The 26,558-nt window shown below is 46.5% G+C and carries 19 protein-coding genes; 16 read left to right on the top strand and 3 right to left on the bottom strand.

Annotated elements, in window-relative coordinates; genetic code table 11:
• The first annotated feature begins 1 nt into the window (after position 1).
• The 14 genes from VXQ11_RS02845 (at position 2) to VXQ11_RS02780 (ending at position 15,739) form a co-directional block, all read left to right on the top strand.
• Complete coding sequence (locus VXQ11_RS02845) at positions 2-673, top strand: hypothetical protein (protein WP_416705380.1); 672 nt, start codon at positions 2-4, stop codon at positions 671-673.
• A gap of 85 nt (positions 674-758) precedes the next feature.
• Positions 759-1,166 carry a hypothetical protein gene (locus VXQ11_RS02840; protein ID WP_416705379.1) on the top strand — a complete coding sequence of 136 codons (408 nt, stop codon included), beginning with the start codon at positions 759-761 and terminating at the stop codon, positions 1,164-1,166.
• Between the two features lie 76 nt (positions 1,167-1,242).
• Positions 1,243-1,623 (top strand): hypothetical protein, encoded by a 381-nt coding sequence (locus tag VXQ11_RS02835; protein ID WP_416705378.1) that lies wholly within the window; start codon positions 1,243-1,245, stop codon positions 1,621-1,623.
• On the top strand, positions 1,610-2,542 hold the full coding sequence (locus VXQ11_RS02830) for a hypothetical protein (protein ID WP_416705377.1): 933 nt from the start codon (positions 1,610-1,612) through the stop codon (positions 2,540-2,542). Before VXQ11_RS02835 ends, VXQ11_RS02830 begins: the two co-directional genes overlap by 14 nt.
• On the top strand, positions 2,542-2,868 hold the full coding sequence (locus tag VXQ11_RS02825; RefSeq protein WP_416705376.1) for a hypothetical protein: 327 nt from the start codon (positions 2,542-2,544) through the stop codon (positions 2,866-2,868). Before VXQ11_RS02830 ends, VXQ11_RS02825 begins: the two co-directional genes overlap by 1 nt.
• A gap of 348 nt (positions 2,869-3,216) precedes the next feature.
• Complete coding sequence (locus VXQ11_RS02820) at positions 3,217-3,975, top strand: hypothetical protein (protein ID WP_416705375.1); 759 nt, start codon at positions 3,217-3,219, stop codon at positions 3,973-3,975.
• The gene (locus VXQ11_RS02815; RefSeq protein ID WP_416705374.1) at positions 3,975-4,319 is read left to right on the top strand and encodes a hypothetical protein; all 345 of its coding nucleotides are present in this window, start codon (positions 3,975-3,977) and stop codon (positions 4,317-4,319) included. The genes VXQ11_RS02820 and VXQ11_RS02815 overlap by 1 nt, the downstream gene beginning before the upstream one ends.
• 12 nt (positions 4,320-4,331) lie before the next feature.
• The gene (locus VXQ11_RS02810; protein WP_416705373.1) at positions 4,332-6,572 is read left to right on the top strand and encodes a hypothetical protein; all 2,241 of its coding nucleotides are present in this window, start codon (positions 4,332-4,334) and stop codon (positions 6,570-6,572) included.
• Complete coding sequence (locus tag VXQ11_RS02805; protein WP_416705372.1) at positions 6,511-8,253, top strand: hypothetical protein; 1,743 nt, start codon at positions 6,511-6,513, stop codon at positions 8,251-8,253. Before VXQ11_RS02810 ends, VXQ11_RS02805 begins: the two co-directional genes overlap by 62 nt.
• Entirely contained in the window at positions 8,253-9,446 is a 1,194-nt protein-coding gene (locus tag VXQ11_RS02800; RefSeq protein WP_416705371.1) for a hypothetical protein, read from the top strand. Before VXQ11_RS02805 ends, VXQ11_RS02800 begins: the two co-directional genes overlap by 1 nt.
• A gap of 29 nt (positions 9,447-9,475) precedes the next feature.
• A complete protein-coding gene (locus VXQ11_RS02795; protein ID WP_416705370.1) occupies positions 9,476-10,060 on the top strand; it encodes a hypothetical protein in 585 nt (194 codons plus the stop codon).
• A gap of 3 nt (positions 10,061-10,063) precedes the next feature.
• Entirely contained in the window at positions 10,064-12,679 is a 2,616-nt protein-coding gene (locus tag VXQ11_RS02790) for a hypothetical protein (RefSeq protein WP_416705369.1), read from the top strand.
• Positions 12,672-13,832 (top strand): hypothetical protein, encoded by a 1,161-nt coding sequence (locus VXQ11_RS02785; protein WP_416705368.1) that lies wholly within the window; start codon positions 12,672-12,674, stop codon positions 13,830-13,832. The genes VXQ11_RS02790 and VXQ11_RS02785 overlap by 8 nt, the downstream gene beginning before the upstream one ends.
• A 2-nt stretch (positions 13,833-13,834) precedes the next feature.
• The gene (locus VXQ11_RS02780; protein WP_416705367.1) at positions 13,835-15,739 is read left to right on the top strand and encodes a hypothetical protein; all 1,905 of its coding nucleotides are present in this window, start codon (positions 13,835-13,837) and stop codon (positions 15,737-15,739) included.
• On the opposite strand, the gene VXQ11_RS02775 is transcribed toward VXQ11_RS02780, so the two are convergent.
• The gene (locus VXQ11_RS02775; protein WP_416705366.1) at positions 15,736-16,404 is read right to left on the bottom strand and encodes a hypothetical protein; all 669 of its coding nucleotides are present in this window, start codon (positions 16,402-16,404) and stop codon (positions 15,736-15,738) included. The genes VXQ11_RS02780 and VXQ11_RS02775 overlap by 4 nt on opposite strands.
• 94 nt (positions 16,405-16,498) lie before the next feature.
• On the opposite strand from VXQ11_RS02775, the gene VXQ11_RS02770 reads away from it, so the two are divergent.
• Complete coding sequence (locus VXQ11_RS02770) at positions 16,499-18,433, top strand: hypothetical protein (protein ID WP_416705365.1); 1,935 nt, start codon at positions 16,499-16,501, stop codon at positions 18,431-18,433.
• A 33-nt stretch (positions 18,434-18,466) separates the two neighbouring features.
• On the opposite strand, the gene VXQ11_RS02765 is transcribed toward VXQ11_RS02770, so the two are convergent.
• Together VXQ11_RS02765 and VXQ11_RS02760 are read right to left on the bottom strand one after the other, a co-directional pair.
• Positions 18,467-19,087 (bottom strand): DUF4124 domain-containing protein, encoded by a 621-nt coding sequence (locus tag VXQ11_RS02765; protein ID WP_416705364.1) that lies wholly within the window; start codon positions 19,085-19,087, stop codon positions 18,467-18,469.
• Between the two features lie 2,019 nt (positions 19,088-21,106).
• Positions 21,107-21,745, bottom strand: coding sequence for a helix-turn-helix domain-containing protein (locus VXQ11_RS02760; RefSeq protein ID WP_416705488.1), 639 nt, complete (start codon positions 21,743-21,745; stop codon positions 21,107-21,109).
• On the opposite strand from VXQ11_RS02760, the gene VXQ11_RS02755 reads away from it, so the two are divergent.
• Positions 21,665-26,527 carry a PLxRFG domain-containing protein gene (locus tag VXQ11_RS02755; protein WP_416705487.1) on the top strand — a complete coding sequence of 1,621 codons (4,863 nt, stop codon included), beginning with the start codon at positions 21,665-21,667 and terminating at the stop codon, positions 26,525-26,527. The genes VXQ11_RS02760 and VXQ11_RS02755 overlap by 81 nt on opposite strands.
• Positions 26,528-26,558 lie beyond the last annotated feature (31 nt).

Below are 26,558 nucleotides of genomic sequence, written 5' to 3'. Positions count from 1 at the left end.
TATGGACTTAAAAGAACTGCGTCGTCGATTTCGTGTTGAAGCCGGTGATTCGATACAACCATACTTCACCAGTGATGAAGATGTGGATGCATGGCTAAATGACGCAGTTCATGAGGCCTGTATTCGTGGCCGTCTTTTGCATGAAGCAGAGGATGCTACGATCTGCCGGATTCAAATTACAGCAGGGCAAGCACAGTACCCACTTGATCCGCGTATCTATGAGTTGACACACTTACGCTTTGATCTTGGCCATGGCCAATGTGAATGTGAAGTAAAGCTGGTTTCTGAGGAGATTCTGAGTCATCGCTATCACAGTAACTGGCGTACGAGAATCGGTGATCCAGAGCATGCGATTCAATCTGACACAGGCTTACGTCTGGTACCACGCCCTGAGCAAGATGGCACCTTGATCATTGAAGGTTATCGTTTGCCACTTGTCGATATGGTAGATGATACGGATCAGCCGGAAATCAATCAGGCACATCATGCACACCTGGTGCAATGGGCATTACATAAAGCATTTAGCGTTCCTGATACCGAGTTCATGGATCCAAACCGTGCCCAGATCGCAGAGTATAAATTTATTGACTACTTTGGTGATCGGCCTGATAGCAACTTACGGCGAGAGGTTCGAGAGGATTTTGAACATCATGTCACACTATTCTGGCCATAACTCCTTATGGCCCTTGTAGGGTTGGTCGAATCTAGCCCTACTTTCACATCATGAAGCCATGTTTTATTTAGTTGGATAATTAATCATGGCAAATACCCTCTATGACTTCGCACGTCAACGCTTCCTGGAAGCGCAAATTAACTGGTTGAGTGACGTGGTTAAAGTCATCCTGGTGGATACTGGTGCTTACACAGCACAGACAGCAGTTCACCAATACCTGTCCGATATTCCTACCTCCGCACGTATTGCCGGTCCTGTCACCCTGACAGCGAAAAGCACGACTGGTGGCGCAGCCGATGCAGCAGACGTTACCTTTACTGCGGTTTCTGGTGCATCGATTGAAGCCATCATTATTTATGTGGATAACGGTGCAGAAGCAACCTCACCACTGATTGCCTATATTGATACCGCAACCGGTCTGCCAATCACCCCGAATGGTGGTGACATTATTGTCACTTGGGATAACGGCTCTAACAAAATCTTTAAGGTTTAAGGCTTACGTTTACCGTTTGAAAAATTCAGACGGTAAATCACAGTTCATTTTTAGATATTTCAGGAGTTCTCCCTCGATGGCCGAGCAAGTACCAGATAAACCAAAGCGCAAGCGACGCACCAAGGCTGAAATGGAAGCTGCACGTGCAGCAGGTATGGAAAAACCACCTACCCAGGGTGTAGGTGTGATTGGAATTAATGACAGTGCTTTCGGTGCTGATACCAGTGGGGTCCGGTGGGAAGCTTTAATCCATATTCCTAAGTTTCAGGCGTTTTGTATTGAGAAATCCAAGCTTTCTTATGAGAACGTCATGGACTGGATCATTGATTTTTGTGTAGCAGAACTGAATAAGGATGCTTCACGTTTCTTTGAAGAATACAAGAAATGGCACGATGCGAAAGGCTACTGGAAGAATGAAACCATTTATGGGGAGTTAATTGTAAATGCTATTTCATAGAACTGACGCTGTTCGATCAGATACAGTAGAGGGTATTAAAGCGTGGATACAACTAACTCACGATGCGTTTATCGGTGTAGGTTGCGTACAGACTGAAGATACGGGCCAGCTTGATATTGAAAGCATTACCGGTATCACTTTGGTAAATTCTACTTTGGGGTACCGCATATATGAATTGAATGACAGCCTGTCAGCTACTTACCCGATTTACATAAAAGTTACATTTGCACCTAGGCGATCTTCGAATACCTCTACATTGCCAACAACCCCAAATTGTTCAGTCGATTTTGGTAAAGGCACTGATGGGTTGGGAGGATTGGTGGGGGCTGTTTCAATCGGCGATGCTTATGGTTCTAGTACAGGTTCTTCAGGTGCAATTAGCTATTACAGCTCGAGCCATTCTTTAGCGTACAAGGAAGATGGCTATTTGGTCGCGCTGGTAGGTCAAACCTGCTTTAGTGGGCCTGCTTACGGATATGGCAGCCCATTATTTTTCCTATTGAAGCGATTAAATAATGAGGGTGATTTTACTGTTATATACCCAACAAATAACGCAGGGGCGCGATCGACTTCTAAGCTAGACTTATTTTCGGTCACTTACCAATACTTTACAGGTCAGGCTTTAGAATTTCCGGCGCTTGTTTTTATGGGCGTAGCTAATTCAATTGTCAACGGTAATGTGCACACCGTACCCGCTGTTGTTGCAAGTAATGACGGTATATCAATCATCCCTGAATGTGTATGTTTTCCTCTAGCAGCATACAGTCCGAACGTGAAGATCCCGTTAACCCTAGACGGTGTATCTGAAAACCTATATTTCACATTTCTGATAGGTAGTACCTCGACTTCAAAATCCTTCCATTCCATACCTGATTCTCGAAACGATACAGGGTACAACTTTGCGGTTAAGGTGGGCTAATGGACGCAGTGTTTACAGATTATCTATTCCCCTCACCCCCTCCGAGAAGATATGTGGATATAAGTGGTGATGGTTATTTAGGTGGTGACTTCCCTGACTATGTAACGAAAGTTGAAGGCATTCCGACACAAACCGAAATCCTGATATTTTTGCGACGCGAAATAGGGCAGCCTGACAATGGAAGGCTTATAAAACATCTAACAACTTTTGAGTCAGGTTCTTGGCGTGTAGATAATTTGAATCCAGATCTTAGATACGATGTGGTCTGCCGCTACCCAGGCTACAAGGACGAAATCATGTCAAATATCAAACCTTTTGTGGAGTAAACCATGGGGACAGTAAGCACAGCATTTTATACAAAACAAGCCACCACCATGGCTGCGGTGCATTATGCCGATAACGGCAATGTTATTTTTGACGCGATTGAAAATGCCGGTATGGTGCAGGTTTCGCATGATGTAATACCCGGTCAATGTGATAGTTTAGTAACAGTCGCCACGTCTAACCCAAAGGATGTGGTCGTTACACTATCAAATGCATCATGGGTCGGTGCGGCTAACACGACGGCTAAAGGGAATAAGGTTTTTCGGCACCCTCATCTGAATTTCTATCTTAAAGTAGAGATTCATGAAACAGGCGCAAGTGCATCCACTCACGGTGCGATGATGACTGCAATGACGGTTCGTTACACCATCGCGCTTGAAATAGATGAGAACGGCGCATTGATTAACCCGCAAACATTCGCCCCTAGAGGTGGTACTAACAATGGTTGGAGCACATATTTCAACCCTGTTGATGGTTCCGGGTCTGGTTATGCTGTTGGGCACGCCCTTTCTTTAAAGGTCAGTGTTGGCCAAGATCATTTCTGTCTTGGGCATACCAAAGACCTGCAAACCTATGAAACAGGTTATCTGAATGGTAGCGCAAGTAACCAGGTGCAATGCGGCCCTTGCTCTTTCGGGTATAGCACTTGCTCTATTGCGATCTTTAAAGGTGAAAATTCACCTGACCTTTATGTGCTTATACCAAGGAATCTATCGAACAGTACGTCGTACCCAAACGAAGTGAATGTTTCAAGCTATAAAGAACAGGAAATGGGCTTACCGCGCCAGTATCGTATTGATTCCACTACAGGTAACACAGTAAATTTAGGGGTGGCATTTTTCTCAACCCTACAGCTTGGGGTGGTGTCAGATACTATAGGGGTACGTGTGGCCCAGATAATGACTACTCATAATAACGAGCTTGTGCGGTTACCACTGGCTACCATTCATAGCGGTGCCGTTTCGGACAATGGTATTGTGACAGTGGATATAGATGGGAATGGTCCACGTCAATATTTCGTTGTATATGGTCTTGGTGCAAGCATGTGGCATTCAGCACGCTTTCCAGTAGAAAAGCATCCGATGTACTTGTTTCCATGGGGTGACTAATGAGCGAAGTTTATAGCATCACACCTCCGGTACATTATGGTTATGTCAGGTTTGCGACAAGGTTCGTTACATATAAACCTAAAGGGGGCGCTGGTTATTTCGCCAGCACCTTCCCGGATTACTTAATCACGGTAGAAGGTCGTCCGGCTCCTGGTGAGATCCGGGTATTGCTGCGTACGGGAGGGCATAGCTCCGGGGACGGGATGCTGGTCGCCAAGACCCTTGCAGACAATACTGGTCAGTGGCGTGTAGATGGTCTAAATCCTGATTTTAGATATGACGTGGTATGTCGTGTTGAAGGTTATAACGATATTATTTTTTCCAATGTAAAACCCAAAGTCTAAGGTTGGATCACCATGGCGAAGTATGTGCCGACGAATGATAAATTTTCCTTTGAATTTGATGCTCGGTATACTTCGCCAGATGGGGAGCAATTAAGGTTTCGATTCAGGACAATACGCTACACTCCACCTGCAGGTGATAAGTTGGGTTTCGCCTTTTTCGATCCTTATACTGCACCGGAAGGGGATCGCTTTGCTTTTGAGTTTGGCCCTGAAAAATATAAAGCACCACCAGGTAACAAGGTTACATTTGACTTAACTCAAAGTAATTACATTGCACCCCCAGGTAATCAGGTCATTTTCAACCTGGTCCGTGATGAAGGTGAAGTGGCACCGCCTTCACGTGATGCCCAATATGTTTATCCTGAGCAGTTTGTTGGCACGTCGTTCGGTCTTGATGTATCTATACGTCTGGCTTATCGTCAGGTTTATCCGACAGGTTTTAATGTATCTCTTGTTGCTATTCCGGCTGTACGCAATGACACCCAGCATTTAAAGCCGTCTGGCTTTAATGCGCTTGGATTTAGCCGGCAAACCATCCGCAATAAAAACGTCACCGTCACCGTGCCAGGCATGGACCTGTCACGTGTGGCCATGCCGAGCATTGTCAACTTTCACAAGAACGTCTATGGCAAAGGCTTTGAAAATGAGTTGCTTGGCCGTCCGACGATCTACAACCTGCGTAAATATGTGCTGCTCAATGGCCGTGGCATCGAAAGTAATGTTTTCGGTACCGCCTATATGCAGGGTGGCGTGAAGTATGTGCGTCCAGGTGGCTTAAACGCTTTCAGTTTTGGTGCGATCAAGGTTGTTAATACCAAGGCCGATCAAAAGATTGTACTTAGTGGTATTGCTCCACCTACGTTCCCACGTCCTAACGTATCACCGCAGATCTTGACCGTTCGCGGTATCTTGGGTACGCAGTGGGGCAGTCCTTACGTTCAGCGTAACCCAAGTCCGAAAGGTTGGAATAGTGAGCAGTATGGTACCGCCTGGGTATCGCGTAGTCCGCGCTTTTACACAGTAGGTATTGGCGAACTGACCGAGTTTGGTTCAGCGAAAATCTTTGATGCCAAGCAGACTGTTACTATCACCGGTGTAATTCCGGGTGGTATTTTTGGTGATATTCAGATTCGCAATCTTAATTTTAAAATTGCGCCTGGATCCATTGAAGCACCGCCACTGTCCGACTGGACCAAAGTAGAAAACACGGCACGTTATTACCAGCTTAAAGGCTTTGATACGTCGCTGTTTGGTACAGCATCTATCAATAACGGTACACCTTCATTCACACCGGATGGATGGAATGGTGCCGAATTTGGTAAGGCCCTGGTCGCGGAACGGATCCGTCGTATCAATACGCCTGGATTCAGCCTATTAGCTTTTGGCCGTCCGGTTGTCACCAAGACACCACAGCTTTCTCCTGGTTCGATTGCGCCATTTGATTTAGGTCAACCGACCTTAACGCTGTATACGCGCTATATCGTCAATTCTGGCCGGATGATGACCGCAATCGGTCAGGCCACTATCGGTATGGCCAAGCGTAAACTTGCGGTGGATGGCTTTGATTCTATGCGCCTGGGTGGTCCGATACTCAGTCATGGTGTACGTGAGCTATTGGCCAAGGGTGCAACTCACAGCTTGTATGGCAACAGTCATCAGGTCTGGTTCCGGGTACGCTCCATTGCACCGGTATCGATCTATGATGATCAGCTGCAGTATGGCCATAAGATCGGTGGTACACAGCATATCAAGGCCCAGGGCTTTGATGCTTCTCGCTTTGGTAGCCGGATCATTCCAGAAAGCCAGGATATTCTGGCCAGCAATTTTGCATCTGCAGTATTTGGTTTGGCCAAACTGCATAAAACACGTGAGATCTTATCTGCTACCGGTTTTGCTACCGGTGGCCAACAACCAGCAGACCGCTGGGGCCGTGCCAAGGTTTATAATTCGCGCCAGTACATTATCCAGACCTTTGATATTGATAGCGACCTAAACCCTCCGAAAATGCAGGGATGGACGAGCATCATTAATCGCAACCGCACTTTGGGGATTAGTGGTGGCAATATGGCCCTGTTTGGCCGTGCCTTCATTAAAAATAATGCGACCTTAATGCAGCCAGGGGGAATTGATTCACGTCCTTTGGGTATCGCCTTTATTGCACCTGGTATTCGTCGGATCCATCTGCAAGGGATTGAGCCGCCATATATCTCAGGCTGGACCTCTGCACAATGCCGCTGCAGTCGTTTCGCCTAAGGGCTTTAATTCTGAAATATTTGGCAGGGCTGCAGCTGTAAATACACGTCGCTACTTCCCACGGATCGGTAATTTTGAAAGCCTGATGTTTGGATCGCCCATGATCAGCTTCAAGTATCGTGGTGTATCGATTGAATCACGTCATTCCATTGGCCCGATTTATATTCCAATTCATAAAGTGGAGCTGTACACACGTTATGTCGAAACCATATCGAATGATTTCGCGGTACTTGGTGTGCCTTCATTGTCCATTCACAAGAAGATCATCACGCCACGCTGGTATTTGCGTGACCTGTTTGGTGATGTTTACCTGCGCAATGTCACACCAGAAGTTAAAACCCGGGGCCGGAATGCTGAGGAATTTGGCCAGGCTTTAATCCGTACCCAATGGCGCAATGTAGATACCTTCGGGGATAACGCGCAACTGTTCGGCAAGCCGGTCATTGCAGACCGTGACCGGAAAATTACCGTCAGCAGTTTTGTCGCTGGTGCGATTGGGTCGGCCTTGCGTATTCGCGGTACTTCTAGTCCTCCGCTATCCACACAGTATATTTTCCTGAACAACGTGGAAAACCGTGGGGAAGCACCCGAAGATGACACCAATGTGGTGAAGGATGGCCAAGGTATCGCGGTACCTTTTCAGCAGGTAGCACATCCATCCGTGCGCAGCAATGTGATCCGGCCACTTGGTTATCAAGCCACTTTGTTTGGCACGACAGATATTCACTCCAACGGCATCCTGATTGAGAACGGCATCAAGCTAGACAAGGAACTCGGTACACCGCATGTCCAGCTGGCCAGGCGTAGTATCGGTGTGGTTGGGATTGAGAATCCGATCACCGTCGGCATGCCACGTTTATCACCGCATACCATTTATGCCGTGACCGAAGCACCGCAACAGGCAAAAGACAATCATCGTGTGGTTAATCTACATGCCGTCAATAGTGATGGGGGTGCCAGAAAGCCAGGTGAAGTCTTTGGCGAAGCACGTGTCTGGATCCATAACCCTAATCTCGCTGCCAAAAGTGTTTCACCATTTAACGGCTATGGCACCCCAACGGTTGAACTGAAACGACGCTATGTGGATGTGAAAGGATTTCAAGCCTATCGCTTTGGCTGGCATAGTGCCGGGGATGGCACCCAGGAAATCACACACCGCCAGTTAAATGACTTTGCTGTATTTGGCCGACCTGGTATTGCCTTGGCCAAGGATAAAGATGTGCAGCTTCGGTTGCCGGGTTTAAGTACGCTTTCCATTGGCCAGCACTTGATTGAGTTTTTCCACCGGACCATCAAGCCTAGCGGATATAGCGCACTGGCCATGGGTAATTCCAGAGGTGGAACGCAGTACATGCCGCAAAGTTTGCATGTAGGTCCACGTATGCCAGTGATCCCGAAAGGGGCATTAATGGAGCAATTTGGCACGACCTATATTGGCTTGAAGGTGCGTGATGTAGGAGTGCAAGGATTTGATGCCAGTGTGATTGGCTATGATCCTGGTAACTTCAATGCCCGGATGCGTGTACAGCGTGGCCAGGGTGGAACGGATGCCAAGCCAGCACAAACGATTCAAGCTGTAGGCTTTGATGCCTTGCGTACAAATGCGTCTAATGTGAAGTATGCCATTCACTATATCCGGCCAGATGGCAACTCAGATCAATTCAGGAAAGGAGCATTTTAATGCCATATAAGAAATTACCTCGTTTACGTGGCATTGATAACGTCCGTGAAGATGAAGAACTTGAACAGCTGGGGGATTCACCCAGCCTGTTTGTACGTGATGCAGTCAATGTCAATTTCACCAGTGCCGGACGTGTAGAGTTACGCCAGGCTATGAATCTGGCCACCGATCAGGCTTTGCATAGCTTATGGCAGTCGCCTTTACACAAGGACTGCTTTGCTGGCCTGAATGGGCAATGGTGCAAGGTAAATCCTGTCACCTGGGAAGTGCAGCCACTTATTCAGTGTGGTGCCGGAAAGCTGTTTCATGTGGTGCTGAATAACATGGTCTGCATGGCATGTGAGGAAGGCTTGTTTAGTTATGATGGCCAGACGGCTAAACGTATGACCATTGATACACCTCCCAAGCCCCAGGCAAGCGTTTCTGATTCTAGCGGTAGTCTGGAAGCCATGTCGTACAACTTCGCTATTTCATGGGTGTCTGCTGGCCTGGAATCGGCCTTGTCTGAAATGGAGCATATCGAACTCCAACAAAAAGGATCACTGCAGCTGCTCTTGCCAATGTGTCTGGATCCCATGGTGACGCATGTTCGCGTGTATATGTCGGATGCTGGTGGTGGTGAACTACGCCAGGCGACTGAGCTACCGGTCAGCAACCTGTCTTTAAACCTGTCCATTTTGCCCGAGCTGGGCCGTGCTGCTACCTTTCAATATCTTTCACCCATGAAAACCGGCAGTTTCTTGCGTGAATGGCTGGGCCGGTTATGGGTGGTCCGTGCCAATGTGCTGTATTTTTCCGAAGCCATGACCTATCACCTGACTGATGACCGCTATAACTTTATCCAGTTTCCCCAGCGGATCCGATTTATTGAGCCGGTGGATGGTGGAATTTGGGTAGGTCTTGCAGATCATGTGGTGTTTTTACGTGGCCAGGACGTTAAAAGCATGTCGATTGAACGCAAGGCTTCACGTGCTCCGATGTATGGCAGCAGTACCTTACTGCATAGCGATATGATCAAGGAACTCTCCCAGGGTGGTGCCTGGTGTGCAGTCTGGCTGGCTGAAAATGGATTTGTGGCCGGTACTGCAGACGGCCAATTAGCTGAACTGCAATATCAAACTATCCAGGGAATTAGTGCTGAATCCTGTCAGCTTGTAGGGTTTGCTGATCGTTTGGTGTCGGTTGTAAATTAAATTTTATTTAATATACAAAAGGATTCCTCATGGATCACAAGCTGCACCAGGCGTTATTAACAGATGCTCGCAATGAGCTGTTTGATGAAACCGAAGAAGGTATTTTCTTTCCTAAGCATGGCTTCATGCTGCAGGGCGAATACATGGACCGGGTGAACGGTGGTGAGCCGACGTTTACCAAAAACCTGATTCCCAAAGAAGCGTTAATCCACGTGCTGAATGTGGCGATTGGCTCAAAAGCAAAACCTGCAGGTGCTTATCTGGCTCTGTTTAATGGAGCAGCTGCACCGGCAGACAACTGGACCGCTGCAAATTTTGCTGCAACAGCCGGTGAAATCGTTTCACTGACTGAGGGTTACACCAATGCCACACGTCCTGAGTTCATTCCGACCAATGCGGATACTGACAAGTTTATTGATAACTTTAGCAACGTGGCACGTGTCACCATTGCCACCACGTCGCAGGTCAATGTTACCGGTGTTGCACTACTGACCAATAACCAGCGTGGCGGTACCACTGGCGTTTTACTCTCTGCCACCAAGTACCCGGCAGCGCGTGTATTCCAGAACGGTGATGTATTCGATATTGGTTATCGTATTACTGCTACATCGTAATTTATGCACAGTCCTCAGCCGTATGGCCTATTGATTGATGGTGACGAGCCGACAGACCGCGACAGCGGTTTTGTCAGCTCTTTGCTACGTCAGCTCACCAACAACAGAGAAACCTATCAGCTTGAAAGTCTGCGTATTGTGCGTGATCTTCCTGATGGCGGTTATGTCATTGTTCAGCACATGGGCGGACTGCTTAAAGCCATTATTAAGAAGAATAAACCGGATCCGAAAAAGCCTGTCATTGATGGTATGGCATCTGCTCAGATCCCGATGCTGTTTAGTGGGGTCTTTGAAAAGCTCACATTCAGTATTGATGAAAACTATTTACCTTTACGCCTGACACAGCAGACACGTCGCAGACTTTCCCAATACCGTGATATTCGGGTACCAGATCGCTTAAACCTGAATCGCTTTGCCGTGGAATATCCACCGGCTTTTAAATACTTTGAGCCGATGATTAAAGGGGATTACTTCAAGCACACCCAATACATGCGCCTTAAACCTTCCTGGTATAGCGGTGCCATGGCCGAAGTGGTCCAGATTGTTGTAGGGTATGGCAAGCCCAAGAATCCTGATTTTGAAGATGATTCGATTGAAAACATCAGCCTGACCATACCTGCCGATGTAAATGCCAAGATTGAAGCGGAACTTAACCGCAGTGCCTTGCCAGGCTATACCGGCTTTGTGCATGAAGAAGGTCATATTCAATATGATTACAAGCAAGCGCAAAATGATGTAGTGGCTTTTGATTCAGGCAAAATGCCCTGGCTGGTCCGTGTCGGTGCGGCTGGTGTGTATGCCATGCCTTTACCGATGATCCCGGCCACCACAACCGAAGCATTTAAAGAATATATGCAGCAGGTCCAGGACAGCGAGATTCTTAAAATACTGGACCGTTTTGGGGGGATGCCCAGCGGTGAAACCTTTCCCCAGGGCAGGGATTTTAATGCCTGGCTTAGAGCCGGTGTAATCGTCAAGGTCTGTGAAGCCGGTGATTTTTATCAGCACATGCCGGTTTATGATGCTGCCGGCTGGTCCATGAATCCTGACGGTAGTGAAGGCTTTAACACCTGCTACCAGATGACCGGTGGCCGGGTCGAGTTTCTTTCCTACAAGCTGCGCCTAAGCCTGGCACCGGTAAAAGACAAAGGCTGGATTAAGCCCGGCAATACCACATCATCTTCAATTTTTTCTTATATCTCCGACTTGTACCAGATGCTTGATGTGTCGGATCCCTATGATCGGGCCATTGTCTACAAGATCAAGAATGCCAAGCCGGATGAACTGATAAGCCGCAGTGAAAGCTATGTGCCGGGTGATTCTGGCCGGCAAAGAGAATTTGATTATTGGGATAACTACACGGCCACACCTATTGCGACACATAGCGGTTCGCTTTCCCGGGTAGGAAGTGGCATTGCATCCCTGGCAGTGGTCAAGGGATTTTATGTGATCAATGCCTTGAAGTTTCCGGCATTGACCGGTGAAGGCTGCCAGTCGTTCAGCTGTCCGGCACCTGATCTTGAGGACCGGCCAACCACGGATACTCCTTGTGATGTGGTGATTTATGGCGGTTATATCGATGGCCAGCTCAAGGTAATTAAATATTTCCGTGAGCCACGGACCTTTCAGAAGGCGATTGAATCCACGTTTGAGGACGTGATGATTGTTGGTCAATGGGAGAAAACTGAAACTACCAGTATCAGCGGTATTGCTGGGGAACTCTATACATCGGATTTTGATGATCGCCGTGAACTGGCTGAAAGCTCTGTCTATACCCATATCAAGGGGATCGATCTTGGTTATGGCAATCCTGCCTATATGACACCGGCAATTTTACATTCACATGGCAGTTTAACCCGGGCACGTTATTACAAGCATGAGATCAAGACCAGATCGATCAGCTCTGACAGTCTGCAATCTGCAGTATGTGTACCGAACTTTAACCGTGATGCTATTTTGTATGCCTATCAGCAAAGCACCGGTTCGGAAGTCAACACCGAAGAACACCAGAAAAAAGCAATCGGTGATCCTACCTCCTATTCCTTATGGACCTATGACCCGATCTTTCACTGGATTGGTGGTACCGGTAAGGGCCGACCCATGCCGACCACGGGCGATTATGCCTATGTCTACGACATGAGCTACAACCCGACAGAAATAAGCGACTTTGCCGACCAGGGCGACTGGTACGGTGTTGGTAGTGGTTATGTTGACGTGAGTGCAATCGTTACACCTTATACCGACCGGGGAGCCGGTACCCATCATGCCGGCGGTGTCCTGATTGGCGGTGAAGCACCCCACATGGAGCCATTTTCTAGCCGTGAAGAAATCAAAAACAAAAGCAGTGGCTATGTCGGTTTTTCTGGTGGAGAAGTAAGCAGTATCGTGATTCACCGCAATCTACCTGCAGCCTGGTACTTTCTTTTCTCCCCACAAGATGATGGGGCCGGTGGCCTGGTCTACTTCCAACGTGATTGCTGTAGGGTTATGTTCGGGGATTCCAGTTATGTGAATATATCGGATGAAGGGGGAAGTACCGAACGTCGTAAATTTTGGGGCCATACGCGGCTGGCCAGTCACTCTACCCATCACTATTTTTTTGGAGTAATTAATGAGTAATTACCGTGATGATGCCCTAGATACCCTCAGGCTGTCCGATTCCACCTGGCTCATCGTGAAGGCGACCAATGCGAATGAAGTACTGCGCCTGTCTGATTCTACCCAACTGAAACTGCGGATCGATCACCATGATCAGTTCAGTCTGACAGATGATTCATCCGACACCTCAGTATCCGCTGCTTTTGATCATTTCACCCTGTCCGATAGCGTATCTGGCCAGCGGATTGCCACCAGTTATTCACTGGACCAGATTAAATACTCTGATTCCACACGCCTGTACTGGTCCAGTTTGACAGAGGACCAGATTGAACTCGGTGATATGACTTCTAGCCGGTTGAGAACGAATGACTTTGATACGTTCAACCTAAGTGAAACTATCACCGGACAGCGCACAGTCACGGCCTTGGCCAACGACCGGTTTAAATTACTGGACCTGGCCAACCGTGTACATGCCGAGCAGCTGGAAGATAGTATTTTGTTGGGTGATTTTACCCAATCGAAGCTCTATAGCACTGCCTATACGATTGATTCATTTACCTTGGGTGATGTGGATCTTTCCAGTGTGCAGCTGCACAACCATGCGATTGATTCAATCCGGTTCGGGGATGCAGTGCAATCCAGGCTTACCGCACGAAACGATAGCCTGGATTACTTCTCATTATATGACCAGATCAAAGACAGCAAGGAATATGGCCAGGCATGGACTGCCAATACTGACACCTGGGCCATGAGCCGCTACATGCCGTATGCCTTTGATGGTTTGACCGTGATCAATAATCAGCTCTATGGCTGGAATGCCAAGGGTGTTTTTCAGATGGCCATGCCGGACAGCCTGATTCATGGCTTTATCCAGACCGGTAAACTTGATTTTGGTGAAAACCTGGTCCATCCGACTGCAGCATTTTTGGAATATGAAATGACCGGGGAAGCCAAGCAGCTTGATATGGCTATCACCACGACGCAAAGTGGCAACCCTGCTACCTACACCTACATTTTAGCTAAGGAACAAGCCGATCATCTAACCAATGGTCGTGTGGTATTTGGTCGCGGTTTACGTGGCCGTCATTTTTCAATCGGGATTTCTATTGCTGCCAAATCAGCAAAAATTAATTCCTTGTCGCTAGAGTTCAGCAAGACCGCAAGGAGAATTTAAGAATGAGTACAACCTCAAGTGTGGCACCAGATGGTGTGATGGGTGCAGCCATTACCACCGTAATGGACCAGATGGACAAGCTCGATAGTATTTCTACACGTTATCGCAAGGAGTTATCTGAATCCCTGGCCGGGATTAAGGATGTTGTGGTGGTCCAGGTGGATCCACCACAACGCATGGAAATGCCAGAAACACCGGTACCGAATATTGATCTATCGGATGCACCGAAGTTTTCAGCAATCCAGATGGCCAAGCCAAACCTGCCTGAATTTGAGAGTATTGATGACTTGCTGCGTGATCTGGATTTAAATGATCTGAACATGCCGGATGCACCGGTGATGCCGACGATTGAACTGCCAAGCGCACCAGGCATGGCCAATATTCCATTACCTGATCGACCGGATATTGATACGAACGTCGAGATTCCAGATGCACCGGTGCTGATTCTTCCGGAAATGGACGAACTCAAGCAGATTGAAATCCCTGTATTCGAGTTTCCTGAACTGCCGGATTTTAATGGCGTTCCTCCTGGGATGGACAATATCACCGTTCCCGATGTGTTTATCGAGTGGAAAGAGCCGGAATATGAATCTGAGGTACTGGATGATCTGGCCAAGTACATCAGTGAAGGTATTAAAGAGGGTGGCATAGGTCTGCCGGCTGAAATTGAGGATGCTCTATTTAACCGGGCGCGTACACGTGAAAGCCGTGAAACTTCACGCGCAGTACAGGAAGTGGTTAACGATTGGGCGACACGTAACTTTACTATGCCCCCTGGTATGCTGGTCAAACAGGTGGCCACCCTTCGAGAGCAGGGTCAGGCCCGGGCCAGTGAACTGAATCGGGATATTCTGATTGAAGCCACAAAAATGGAGATCGATCAGATCCGTTTCCTGGTCCAGCAAGGCATGTCACTGGAACAGCTCACCACCAATATCTTTAATAACTTTGCCAATCGCATGTTTGAGGTGGCGCGGTTTAATGCTGAAAGCCAGATCAGCGTATTTAATGCACAGATTGCATTTTTTAATTCGCAGAATGAAGCATTCAAAACGCTATCGGACGTGTACCGGATCAAGCTCGATGGTGCGCTTGCCAAATTGACTGCATATAAAACTGCAGTGGATGCACAAGCGGCGATTGGCCAGATCAACGAGCAGTATGTACAGGTATATCGTGCCAAAATGGACGCAGTACTTTCCAATGTGGAAATCTATAAGGCACTGGTACAGGGTGCATCCGTCCGGGCAGAGGTAATCAAAAACCAGTTTGATTCTTATCGGGCCGATGTTCAGGCATATAGTGAGCAGATTACTGCTGAAAAGGTTAAGGTCGAAGCCTATGAAGCACAGATCCGTGGTGAAACCAGCAAGGCCGGTTTATTTGATGCCCAGGCACGTGCCTATGCTTCAACGATTCAGGGCGTACAAGCCAAGGCTAATGTGAAAGGTCAGCAGATCCAATTGAAAATGGAAGCTGCACGTGTGCGGATTAGTAAGTATCAGGCCGATCTGGAAGCCTATAAAGCAGAACTGCAAGCCAATCTGTCTGAGGTCCAGCAAAATACAGCGGCCTTTAGTGCAGAAGTGGAAGCATGGAGGGCATCGGCCGGTATGGAAGTGAGCCAGGCAGAAATGCAGTCACGCTATGTTGATGGCAACACCCGGACCAATATTGCGTATGCTGAAATGCAGCTCAAGGAATATGAAGCCAAAATGCAGAAGTCGATCCAGGAAGCCAATATCGCGCTTGAATCTGCCAAAGCTATGGGCCAGTACACCGCACAGCTTGCAGCTGGCGCATTGTCAGCTGCTCATGTTTCGGCCAGTATCAGCGGCAGTGGTTCAGCTAGTACTTCTTTCTCAAACAGCCAAAGCAAAAGCGAGAGCCATAACTACAACTACTAATTTTTATCCGCACATACCTCTATACTGTCCTCGCTAGAGGGCAGTATTTTTTTAAACTCATCATTTAATCTTTTTGCTTCAGAAATTTGAGTGGTTTTAAGCAAAGCAAGTATAGTGAATGCTATTAAACCTAAAGTACTCATACATATTATGTAAATGACTCCCCATGGTGAGCTTACAGTAATTTTATAAATTAGTAAGTCACTGTATAAGGCTAAAAAAACAAAGCACATTGCAAAAAAGAAATACAGAAAGAAATACCACGCTTGAAGTGTTCTAAAATATTTAATTTTACATTGCAGTATTTGAATATCTTGTACCTCTATTATTTCGAAATAGCTCCATGATTTTTTAAGTAACGCAGAAAATTGAAAATATTTATCGGGAAAATTTTTAATAATGAAATCTGTATATTCTGATGGATATGAAACGCCTTCATTCAAATCGTCAGCATCTATCTTTTTGAGAAAAGTAGGTGAATTATAACTTGGAGGTTTATTTATATAGGTGTTGTAATAGTGCTTAGCTTTTTCAGTACGTTTTTTGTCCTTTTCAAAAGTTTTAAGTGTTATTAAGTAAGAATTTTTAGAATAATAAACGCCCGCAACTGCAATCAATATCCCAATAATACTAATCGCTGTACCTACGAAAAAACTAAACTCCATCGTATTTTATCCTATTAGTTTTGCAAGTTTGTAAGGTTAGCTTTTATACCAAATTTTATTCCAATATTAATGATATTTTTGAGGAATAAGTATCATGTATGGTTTACAAAAACGTTCAAAGCAAAAAGAAAGTGGGCTCATTCAAGGCAAAGGTACGGGAACTTCTGATGACGTACAAAAGACTGTAGCAGATGGGACCTATATCATGCCGGCAGATTCAACCGCTCAAATTGGTGAACAAAATTTAGAGCAGCTTGGCCAAGGTAAACCGCTGGATGTCAATGTTAGTAATGGTGAGTTTGAAATGACACCAGAACAGGTGCATGCAGTTGGTGCACAAGCCTTGGATCAGATGAAGGAGCAGACCCACACACCAAGTGGTTTACCACAAACCATCATGGATCAACCAGGTGAAAAGCCAAAACTGTTCTTTCGAGATGGTGGATTGGTGCAAAACCGTTATCCTTCTGCAGATGAAGTACGTAAGGCACAACAGACGCGTTTAGGCGGCCCACAAATGCGGGATGTCACACCAGAACAACGCCAATTGCCAGCAACACGAACTCCACAACCGCAAGCAAGTTCACCGAGTACAGCATCACCTGTAGCATCGGGTTCAGGCTTTGGAATAAAAGCCGCAAATATGGCCAAGGGTCTGGGTAAATTCCACGTCGCAGGTGCAGGCCTTGGTGGTGCAGCAGCTGGTTTGAATACGTCGACAGAAGACTATGCAACCCGTCTGGGGCTGGATCGTAATGCAGACCGTGGACCACTTGCAGAAGCTGCAATTCGTACGACAGGTGTATTGACCGATGTGGGTAATGCAGCAACATTTGGATTACTGGGCAGACGATTCGCCGACAAACAAATCAATCAAGCCCGGGCCGATGCTGATGCAAACATGGCAGATATTGCCAAGCGTCGTGCTGAACGAGATGCAACACGTGCAAAAGCAGTACCACAACAGCAAGCAGCTGTCTCACCAGCACCATCAATTAACGACCAAATGAATGATGCTATGTATGGTGCGTCTGCAGGTAATCAAACACCATCTGGCATAGCCAATCCGTATGCAATTCAGCAGAATGACAATAGCTTTAGTTATGCCAATCCTGGTGCTGCATCTCAGGCTCGTGCCGCGGGTATTCCAGAATTACAAGCCAGCGGAATTCGTCGTCAGGCCCGAGATTCTGAAGGTGTGGCTAAGTTTATGTCCAACACCCGAGAGATGGGACCAAGTGAACAGCAGATTCAGGCTGCGATTGGCCAGCAGATGAATCCACAGGGTTTTGGATTACGCTATCCAGACCGGCCGCAAATGACCGATGAACAGGGAAATGAACGTCGTCAGCTGGTGCGTGACATTAGTGCGCCAATCAAAGGTGCACGCGGTTTAACCTCAAATCAGCGTGCTCAACTGGTTGAGTTGAATCAGGGTGAGCAAAACCGAGCGGTGCAGATGTATAACACTGATGCGAATAATATGACCAGTGTTCAGAACAACAACACCAATAATGCTGCGAGCATCCTGCAAACAGGTATGCGCGAAGATGGTCAGAACATGCGTCATGGTGCTAGCCTTGCTCAAGAGGGTGAGCAATTCAATGCTAATTTTGGTTTAAAAGCACGTGAACAAAATCTGAATGAGAAGAAGGAAGGTTTTGGTATTCGTCAGGCAGAGCGTGTTGAAAAACTGCATGAGATGTATGACAAAGCCGAAACAGATGAACAGCGTCAATCTATCCAGCAACGCATTAACCGATTAACTGGTGCGAAAGATCAGAATGGTCGTGATCGTTATATGGCAGTTGGTGGTGGTCAGGAATGGGATGAAAATACAAGAAGCATGATCAATCGTCCACAGCAGATTTTTGATACTCAGTCTCGTCAGTATGTGGATCTTGGAAATTCTCAACAAAGTCAGGGGCAGTCCACACAGCAATTTGAAAACTATCAGGTTTATAAAGATGCTAATGGTCGCAGTGCTTATCTTGATCCAAATACTGGTGAATGGATGCCAATCCCTTAAATAATGAAGCCACCTTAACGGTGGCTTTTTTTATTAATTACATTGCATCTGACCACCAATATCTCGGCACATTCGACCATTATTATAATAAGTGCCATTACTTCCATTATAGCGGTTGCCCTGATTATCCCAACAACCAGATCCATCACAACTGGTCATATGTGTTGGCGTTGGTGCTTGTGTCTGAGGAGGCATAGGCGCTGAATAGGAGTTTCTTGAGTTTGAGTTAGTAGCTGGTACATCTACACCTGACATAGCAGCTAAAGTATTGCGCTGATTAGCAGTCAATCCTTTTGAACCCTTATAAGGTGTGCTTGCTTCTTTAATAATTTTTTGACGCAAAGCCCCATCTTCTGCGTTGCGTTCAGGTTGTCTTGGCGCATTGTATGTCTGGTTGGTTTGGCTTGGTTGCTGTACAGAATAGTTTGTTGAATTACCAGGAGAAGGTTTAGGCATGTATGCTCGTTGTGGTGCAGGAGGTGTGCCAAGTGACCTTATAGTGTCAATTTTCTGTTGTTTAGCGCCTAATGGCGGCGGCTTACTTGAATAGGTAACATTTCCCTGACTGTCGACCCACTTGTAATAATTTTTGGCATGCGCTTGCGGTAAGAAAAGCCCAATTATAAGGCTTGTTAAAATTGCTTTTTTTAACATTATGTTATCCCTCGTTTTTATTGTTTATTAAGTACTGAAATTACCGTTAATGCAATAGTTTTGTAGGGTTCGACCAGTACAAGGCGGAAACAGCATGATTAAGACATACCATAGGAGCGTGTCATGCCTGATTCCAAAGTCATCAATAATCCCTTCTTAGAAGAACAGAATACTACAAAAGTTAGCCAGCCCAATGGCTCTAAATTTGATCCTAGTACAGCCAAGCCTGTGGCAAATACAACTCCGGCTTCAAACAATAAAGATACCAAGTTTGATCCTAGTACTGCCAAGGCGGTAAATAAAGGTTTTGGTGGGCATGTTCGTGATTTAGGCGCATCCCTTATGGGTGGTCTTGCATCAGTGCCGGATGTTGCAGTCGGTGTTGCAGATATGTACTCCGGTGGTCGTGCAGGTAAGGCTGTAGATAATCTTTCAGAAAATTTCAAACTGGGTGATGGTCGTAAGTACTGGCAGGATCAAAAAACGGATCATGCCAAAGTTCAATCTCAAGAATTTTCTGATGCTGAAGGAATCATTGATAAAACCAAGGTGGCGTTATCCAATCCATCCATGATTACTAACACAGTAGTTGAGTCTGTGCCGTCTATGGCACTCGGTGGTCTGGCAGGCCGTGGTCTAAATGTAGCATCCAAAGGTCTGATTAATCCGGTTGCTGCAGGTGCTGCAGGTGAAGGTCTGGTCATGGCTGGTGCTCAGGCTGAACAGATCCGTCAAGAGACTGATGACGGTCTGTTGACTGGGAAACAGGTTGCTGCAGCTGCAGGTACTGGTGTGGCAGGTAGTTTGCTCGGTTTTCTGGGTGGTACGGTTGCCAAAAAACTAGGTTTTGAAGATGTGGATACTTTGATGGCTCGGGGTATTAAGCCTGAACAGGTAGCTGGTGAAATTTCACAGATCCCATTCTCTAGCATTCCTAAAAACATCGTACTCGGTGCAATCAGTGAGGGTTTGCTTGAGGAAATGCCACAGTCAGTGACTGAGCAGGTACTTCAAAACTATGCTCTGGATAAAGACCTGTTTGAAGGTGTAGATGATGCCATTGTTATGGGCACCCTAGCAGGTATGGCTATGGGTGGTACCGTAGTAGGAGCAACTCAAACATCGAAGTGGGCAGGTCAGCCAAATGCTGAAAATCCAGAATCAGGTGACGAGACAGATACAACGAGCAGTACTCCAATGCTGCCAGCACCAACGGGTGGTAATGGTGGCACAGGTTTAGGTTTTGATAGCCTGCAAGATGAGTATATTCCTGCCGGTCAGCAAGATACAGTAGATCTAGGCCAAGCGCGTCAGAACTTTGAATATGACCAGATGCCGACCGATGCCGAAGCTCAAATTGAATTTGGCGGTCTGTCACGTCAGTATGCACTAAAACCATCGGAGCAAATGGGCCTTGATCCAAATTTAGGACCATTATCGGCAGCAGCTGCCACAGCTGTAGATAGCGGTATCTCTCAACAGATGCAGATTGAAATGCAGGCACAAGCTGTAGCTGAAGCATCATCTAACACAACAGGGAAAACCGAAGACAGTAATGCACCATTGCAACAGGCAGCAGATGCAGCACATGAACTCACACCTGAACAGATTAACGGCAAGCAAAATACTTATGGGGTAGAAGTCACTACAGCAATTGAGCAGCTAAAGCAGAGTCAGAAAGGGGAACAAAATGCACCAATCACCATTGATGAAGGCACTCAGAATGGAACAACACAGCAAGGAAATGCACCGCTTAACAATGGAAGCCAACCAGTTTCTAAACAAAATGACACCAATGCAACGGCGCAAATGGGAGCAGCAACAGGAACAGCGCAGAATGAATTACAGTCTGCGCAATCTGATGCAGGTCAGGTCATCACACCCAGCCAAAGTCCAAATGAAATCCAAACTAGTGAAGCAAAATCCAAACTAACCGAACTAGAAGCACAGTTTGCCACTGAAAAAAGCGTACCTAAAAAGGCACAGATTCGTAAGCAGATTGAAAGTTTAAATGAATCGCTAAAGTCCGATACATTTGGCATACCTGTAAAAGGTGGTCTCACTGATACCGAGGCATTTAGAAATGCCGCGAAGACTCATACCAGTGCTTCTCAAAGCTCGGATTCTCTCAATGTCGTAGATATGCTTGCTACGAGTGTCAGGAGCATAGATTCCGCGCTTACGAAGCACTTTCCTCAAGGAGCTTTCAGAGACACTAAATCGACGAGCAATTTCAGCGCGACTAATGCCTTGAGAAATCAGATCAATAGCCTCCTCAATATTCCAACTGAGCGGTCTTCTGGCCTGAGTGTCCATGCCCTCGTCACGGAGACGGCGCGCAATGGCGCTGCGACTGACGCCAAGCTCTTTGGCGATGCAGTCCATGCTCAATCCATTAGAGCGCATGGTTTTGATAAGCTCGATGTCAAGAGTAAGGCGATGGTGCAAAGACATATGGTCGCTGCTATGCAGGACAGAGAGGTTTTCAGGTCTATTGTCAAGCTTGTCCCCGTTGATGTGATGAACATGCTCATGGGGAAGGAGTTTTCTTCCGACCAGGTTCTCAACAATCAATCTATGTTCCTTGAGCGATTGTCCATTCCGTTTGACAACTCTGTAGTAGTTAGCAGGTTTGCTGACAGTGTAGCGTCCAGTCATCCAGTCGCCCTTGCAGCGCTTGTTGCAGAAAAAATTGGCAGCCCTAGCAATCCGGTAATCACATCGTTCAAGGGGCGAAGAGCAGTTGGAACACAAGACAATTGGCATGGTAATAACTCAAGCTTTAATAAAAATAATAATAAAACAGAGGGAACCGATAACGAGCACAAAAAAGAATCAATTTTAAGTTCTTCTCAAAGTTTAAGTGAACAGAGTGTTCAGCGTGACTATGGTGATAGCCTGGAAAGCGTGATGTCTGATGTGGAGACACTGGGTGATGATTTTACCATTGACCTGCACAGCGTTCCTAAAAAGAGAAATGCACTCAAAAATCCAAACTATCATGCCGTGCAGCATGAAAATGGCCGTGTTGAAATTCTGGGAATGAAGCATCCTGCTACGGGAAAATGGGTCGGGAAAGCACCAGTACAGAACAAAGCTCCGGTGCAAGACAGTCCGGCTCCGGCACAAGCTCCGATACAAGAGCAAACAACAGAAGTAGAACAACCCCAAAACTTAGATGAACAAATTGCAGCACTGGATGCACAGATCAATGCAGAGCCACGTCCCAAACTATTAGAGCGTGCGCGTTTACGTAAAGAACGTGATGCTTTGGTTGAGCAGCGTGATGGCAAGAAACCTGAGCTCGAACCTAAGCCACAACTTACACGTGAACAGCGTGAGCAACGTGCTGCTGAAAAAGAGATGCAAGGCATTATTGAAGCCTATGACCGCCTATATAAAGATCAGCCGATCTCAGCCATTGAAAAAAGTCTTGAACGTTTAAATAAAGATATTCAAAAGCAGCATGAATCAAGCCTTGGTGAAGTCAGTAATGGTAAGCGCTCAACCCGTAAAGCCGTTGCCGCAGGTGCACGTGATCGTTTCTTAAAAGATCGTCATGATCTTGAAAAGTACTTAAAGCACCGTAAATCAACAGAGAAGCTTTATAGTCGTGTAGATGGTCAAAATAATCAGGGAAGTACACCAGAACAAGTTCGTGATGCTTTGGTTAAACGCTTTGGTGAAAAGACCATTTCTAGCCTGGAGAAACGTGGACTGCTCGATATTATCAGCACTGTCGATGAACCCGGTGTGGAAGGTTTTTATCAGAATGGCCGTGTGACTTTGGTTGCAAGCAACCTGAATGAAACCAGCATCATCCCAACCTTCCTGCATGAGCTTGGTGGTCATGGCGGCTTCCAGAATGTCATGAGTGAAGAAAAATATGCTGACCTTATGGGTATATTCAACGATATGGTGCAGCGTAAACATCTGCTTGCACTAGAAGCCAAACGTCTTGCCGAACGGGAAACTGATGCCAAAACACAGCAGCTGGAATACCTGCCTTATCTTTTAACCCTGGCTTCGACTCAGCAGGAAATGAATGCCCTGCAAAAAAGTGCAATCAAGCGCTTTATTGATAAGGTTGTGAGTGCAGTGAAGGCCTGGGCTTTTGATCGCCTGGGTATCAATTTAAACCTGAATGAAAACGATATGGTGGCCTTGGCCAACCGCATGATCCAGCAACAGATTGCCGAACCAACTTCTGTAGAAAATGTGCGTGCTCAACTTCAGGGCACAGATCAATGGATGAAGGCACCGAATGGTAAGCCTACCAATCTGACTGAACAGCAATGGCTGCAAGTACGGACACCAGAATTTAAACAATGGTTTGGTGACTGGGAAAACAGCCCAGAAACGGCATCTAAAGTGGTCGATGAGAATGGTGAACCTCAGGTGGTTTATCACGGCACGTCGTCTCAATTTACTCGCTTTAAACTCGGTGGTGGTTTACTGGGTCGTGGCGTATATCTCACCGATCGTTTTGAAGAGGCACAGAACTATGCCGGCAGTCGCTCTCAAGATAATGAAGGTACAGTGATGCCATTGTTTGCCAATATTCCAGAGATGTTTGATAGCGATTCAAAGACCACACGTGAGCAGATTGTTGATGCTATGCAAGACGGTTTTAATGGGATTCGGCACCAGTTCAACGATATGGATTACCTGGTCGCATTTAACCCGGAACAGGTCAAATCAGCCGTTGGAAATACAGGGCTATTTAGCAGCCAAGATACTGACATTCGATTTAGCCGGCAGGCCAATGCTCAGCAGATTATTCAGAATCTGGTCGGCAATATGAATAAGCAGGGTCGCAATAAACTTAAAACCGAAGCAGGTTATAAGGCCACACATGCTTTGCAGTATGTATTAGGTGCACTGGGCCGTCGTCAGTTGACAGAGTTGTATCAAAAACTATTACCACAATTAAAGCCGTATAACGATATGGTGGCAATGATGGATGCTGATCAGAACGAAGTGGCTGCAATGTCAGATGAACTGGCACGTCGTTGGGCTGACTTAAAAGATGAAAAAGAGTTGGCCAATGTAATGCATGATGCAACCTTGGCCAAGATCGATCCGGCCAACCCATATCAGCCAGGTGACAATGTTGCAGAGTATACCAAGCTGAAAAAACAGTTTGATGCATTATCTGATGACGCGAAAAAGGTTTATCGAGAAGCACGTGATGCCTATAAAAAACATCACCGTGATGTACGCCAGGCGATTCAGGATCGTATTCTGCGCTCAAGTATGAGTAATCAGAAAAAGACCGAATTACTGCAGCAGATGGATGCCAATTTCTTTGGTTATACGCAGGGCGTGTATTTCCCGTTACAGCGTTTTGGTAAATATGTGGTAGTGGCGAAGAATAATAAAGGCGAAGTGTTGAGTGTTAGTCGTGCTGAAACCTTGTCCGAGGCTTATAAATTACGTGAAGTTTTATTGACAGAATATCCAGGCAGTAATGTGCTTGAACCAAAACTTGATAAAGAATTTAATGCGGCCCGAGATGGTGTAGGCCGTGGCTTTATGACTACTCTATTTAATGAGTTGGGCAGCCTAGGATTGAATGCACAACGTCAGACAGAGCTAGAAGATATTTTAGGGCAGTTATACCTAAAATCATTGCCGGATCTATCTTATGCAAAACACTCAATTCACCGTAAAGGTACCGCAGGTTTTAGCCAGGATGCTCGTCGTGCCTTTGCCCAGAATATGTTTCATGGTGGCAGTTACTTGGCCAAGCTGCGTTATAAAGATCAACTTGAGGAAATGCTGGATGGAATGCAAAAGCATGCTAATGATGAATTTAATGCTGGTAAAGGTTATGACCAGCGTGTAGCACAACAAGTCATCGAGGAGATGAATAAACGCCATGAGAAGATGATGCAGGCGAACTCACACCCATTATCGACAGCTCTAACCAGTTTAGGCTTCCTGTATTACTTGGGTTTGTCACCGGCATCGGCAGCAGTAAACACCTTGCAAACAGTCTTGGTGGCCTATCCTCAGATGGGTGCTAAGTGGGGCTATGATAAGGCAGGGACAGCACTGGCCCAGGCATCAAATGATTTCCGTAAAGGTGTATCGATCAAAGGGATCAATCCAAAGAACTGGGAAAATGATATTGCCAAAATTCTGAAAGGCGATGAGCTCAAGGCCTATGAAGAAGCTGTGCGTCGTGGTGTGATTGATGTGACCATGGCACACGACTTGGCGGGTATTGCCCAAGGTGAAGACAGTGGGGTGATGTGGAAACTGCGTCCGATTATGCGGGTCGCAAGTACTTTATTCCATAATGCCGAACGCTTTAACCGTGAAGTGACATTTATTGCAGCGTACCGGTTAGCACGTGATAGTGGCTCAATGCACGATCAGGCTTTTGAGCAGGCAATGGATTCTACTTACAAGGGTCACTTCGACTATTCTTCTGGGAACCGGCCACGAATCATGCAGGGCAATATTGCCAAGGTGATTTTGCTGTTTAAGCAGTTTGGCCAGAACATGATTTACACCTTGGCACGTACCGCTCACCAGTCGCTTAAAGGAGAAACTCCTGAAGCACGTCGTGAGGCACAGCGTGCATTGGCCGGTATTGTCGGTATGCATACCGTATTTGCAGGTGTAATGGGCTTGCCTTTGGTTGGGCCGATTCTGGCCATGGCTTCAATGCTCGGAAGTGATGATGATGAACCATGGGATGCAGAAGCTGCTTTGCGTAATGCTCTTGCCGATGCACTGGGTACCAAGACTTCAGAAGTTCTTATGAAAGGTGCTTCACGATTTGGCCCAGCTGACTTGTCTGGCCGTGTTGGTATTAATAATTTGCTATTACCGGATGTGCAGGATGGTCTGGAAGGTAAAGACTTTAGTGATGCTATGGTGATGAGTGCATTAGGCCCAGTGGTAGGGATTCTAACCAATACCTTTAAAGGCCTGGCTGAAATAGGGCAAGGACACGGCATGAGAGGGGTGGAAACCATGTCACCGGTATTCTTACGCTCTCCGTTGCGATCTATTCGATATGCAACTGAAGGTGCCCAAGATAAAACCGGAGTCATGATTAAGGATGATGTAGGTATGTTAAGCCTTGCATCACAAGCTATTGGTTTTAGCCCAAGTGAAGTACGTTTGGCCACCGAAGGACGTAGTGCAATTTATTCGCATACCAAGCGTCTGGATAAGCGTCGTACAGAATTAATGAATGATTATGTTCGAGCAGTTCAGCGTGATGATATAGATGGCCAAAAAGAAATCTGGGCAGAGATTCAAGCCTTCAACCAGAAGAACCCGTCACGTCGGATCAGTAGAGTCCAGACAATGCAAAGTTTACGTCAGCGTGAAAAACGCGTGAAACAGGCTGAGCATGGTATTTATTTGCCGAATAAAAAACGTGAAGATGCAGATATAGGGCGTTTTGCGTTTGATGAGTAAAAAGAAGTTAAAAAACCGCTCTAGAAGCGGT

Source organism: Acinetobacter sp. 197 (genome assembly GCF_048148385.1).
Lineage (GTDB): Bacteria > Pseudomonadota > Gammaproteobacteria > Pseudomonadales > Moraxellaceae > Acinetobacter > Acinetobacter pecorum.
This window is presented reverse-complemented; position numbering and strand designations above follow the sequence as displayed.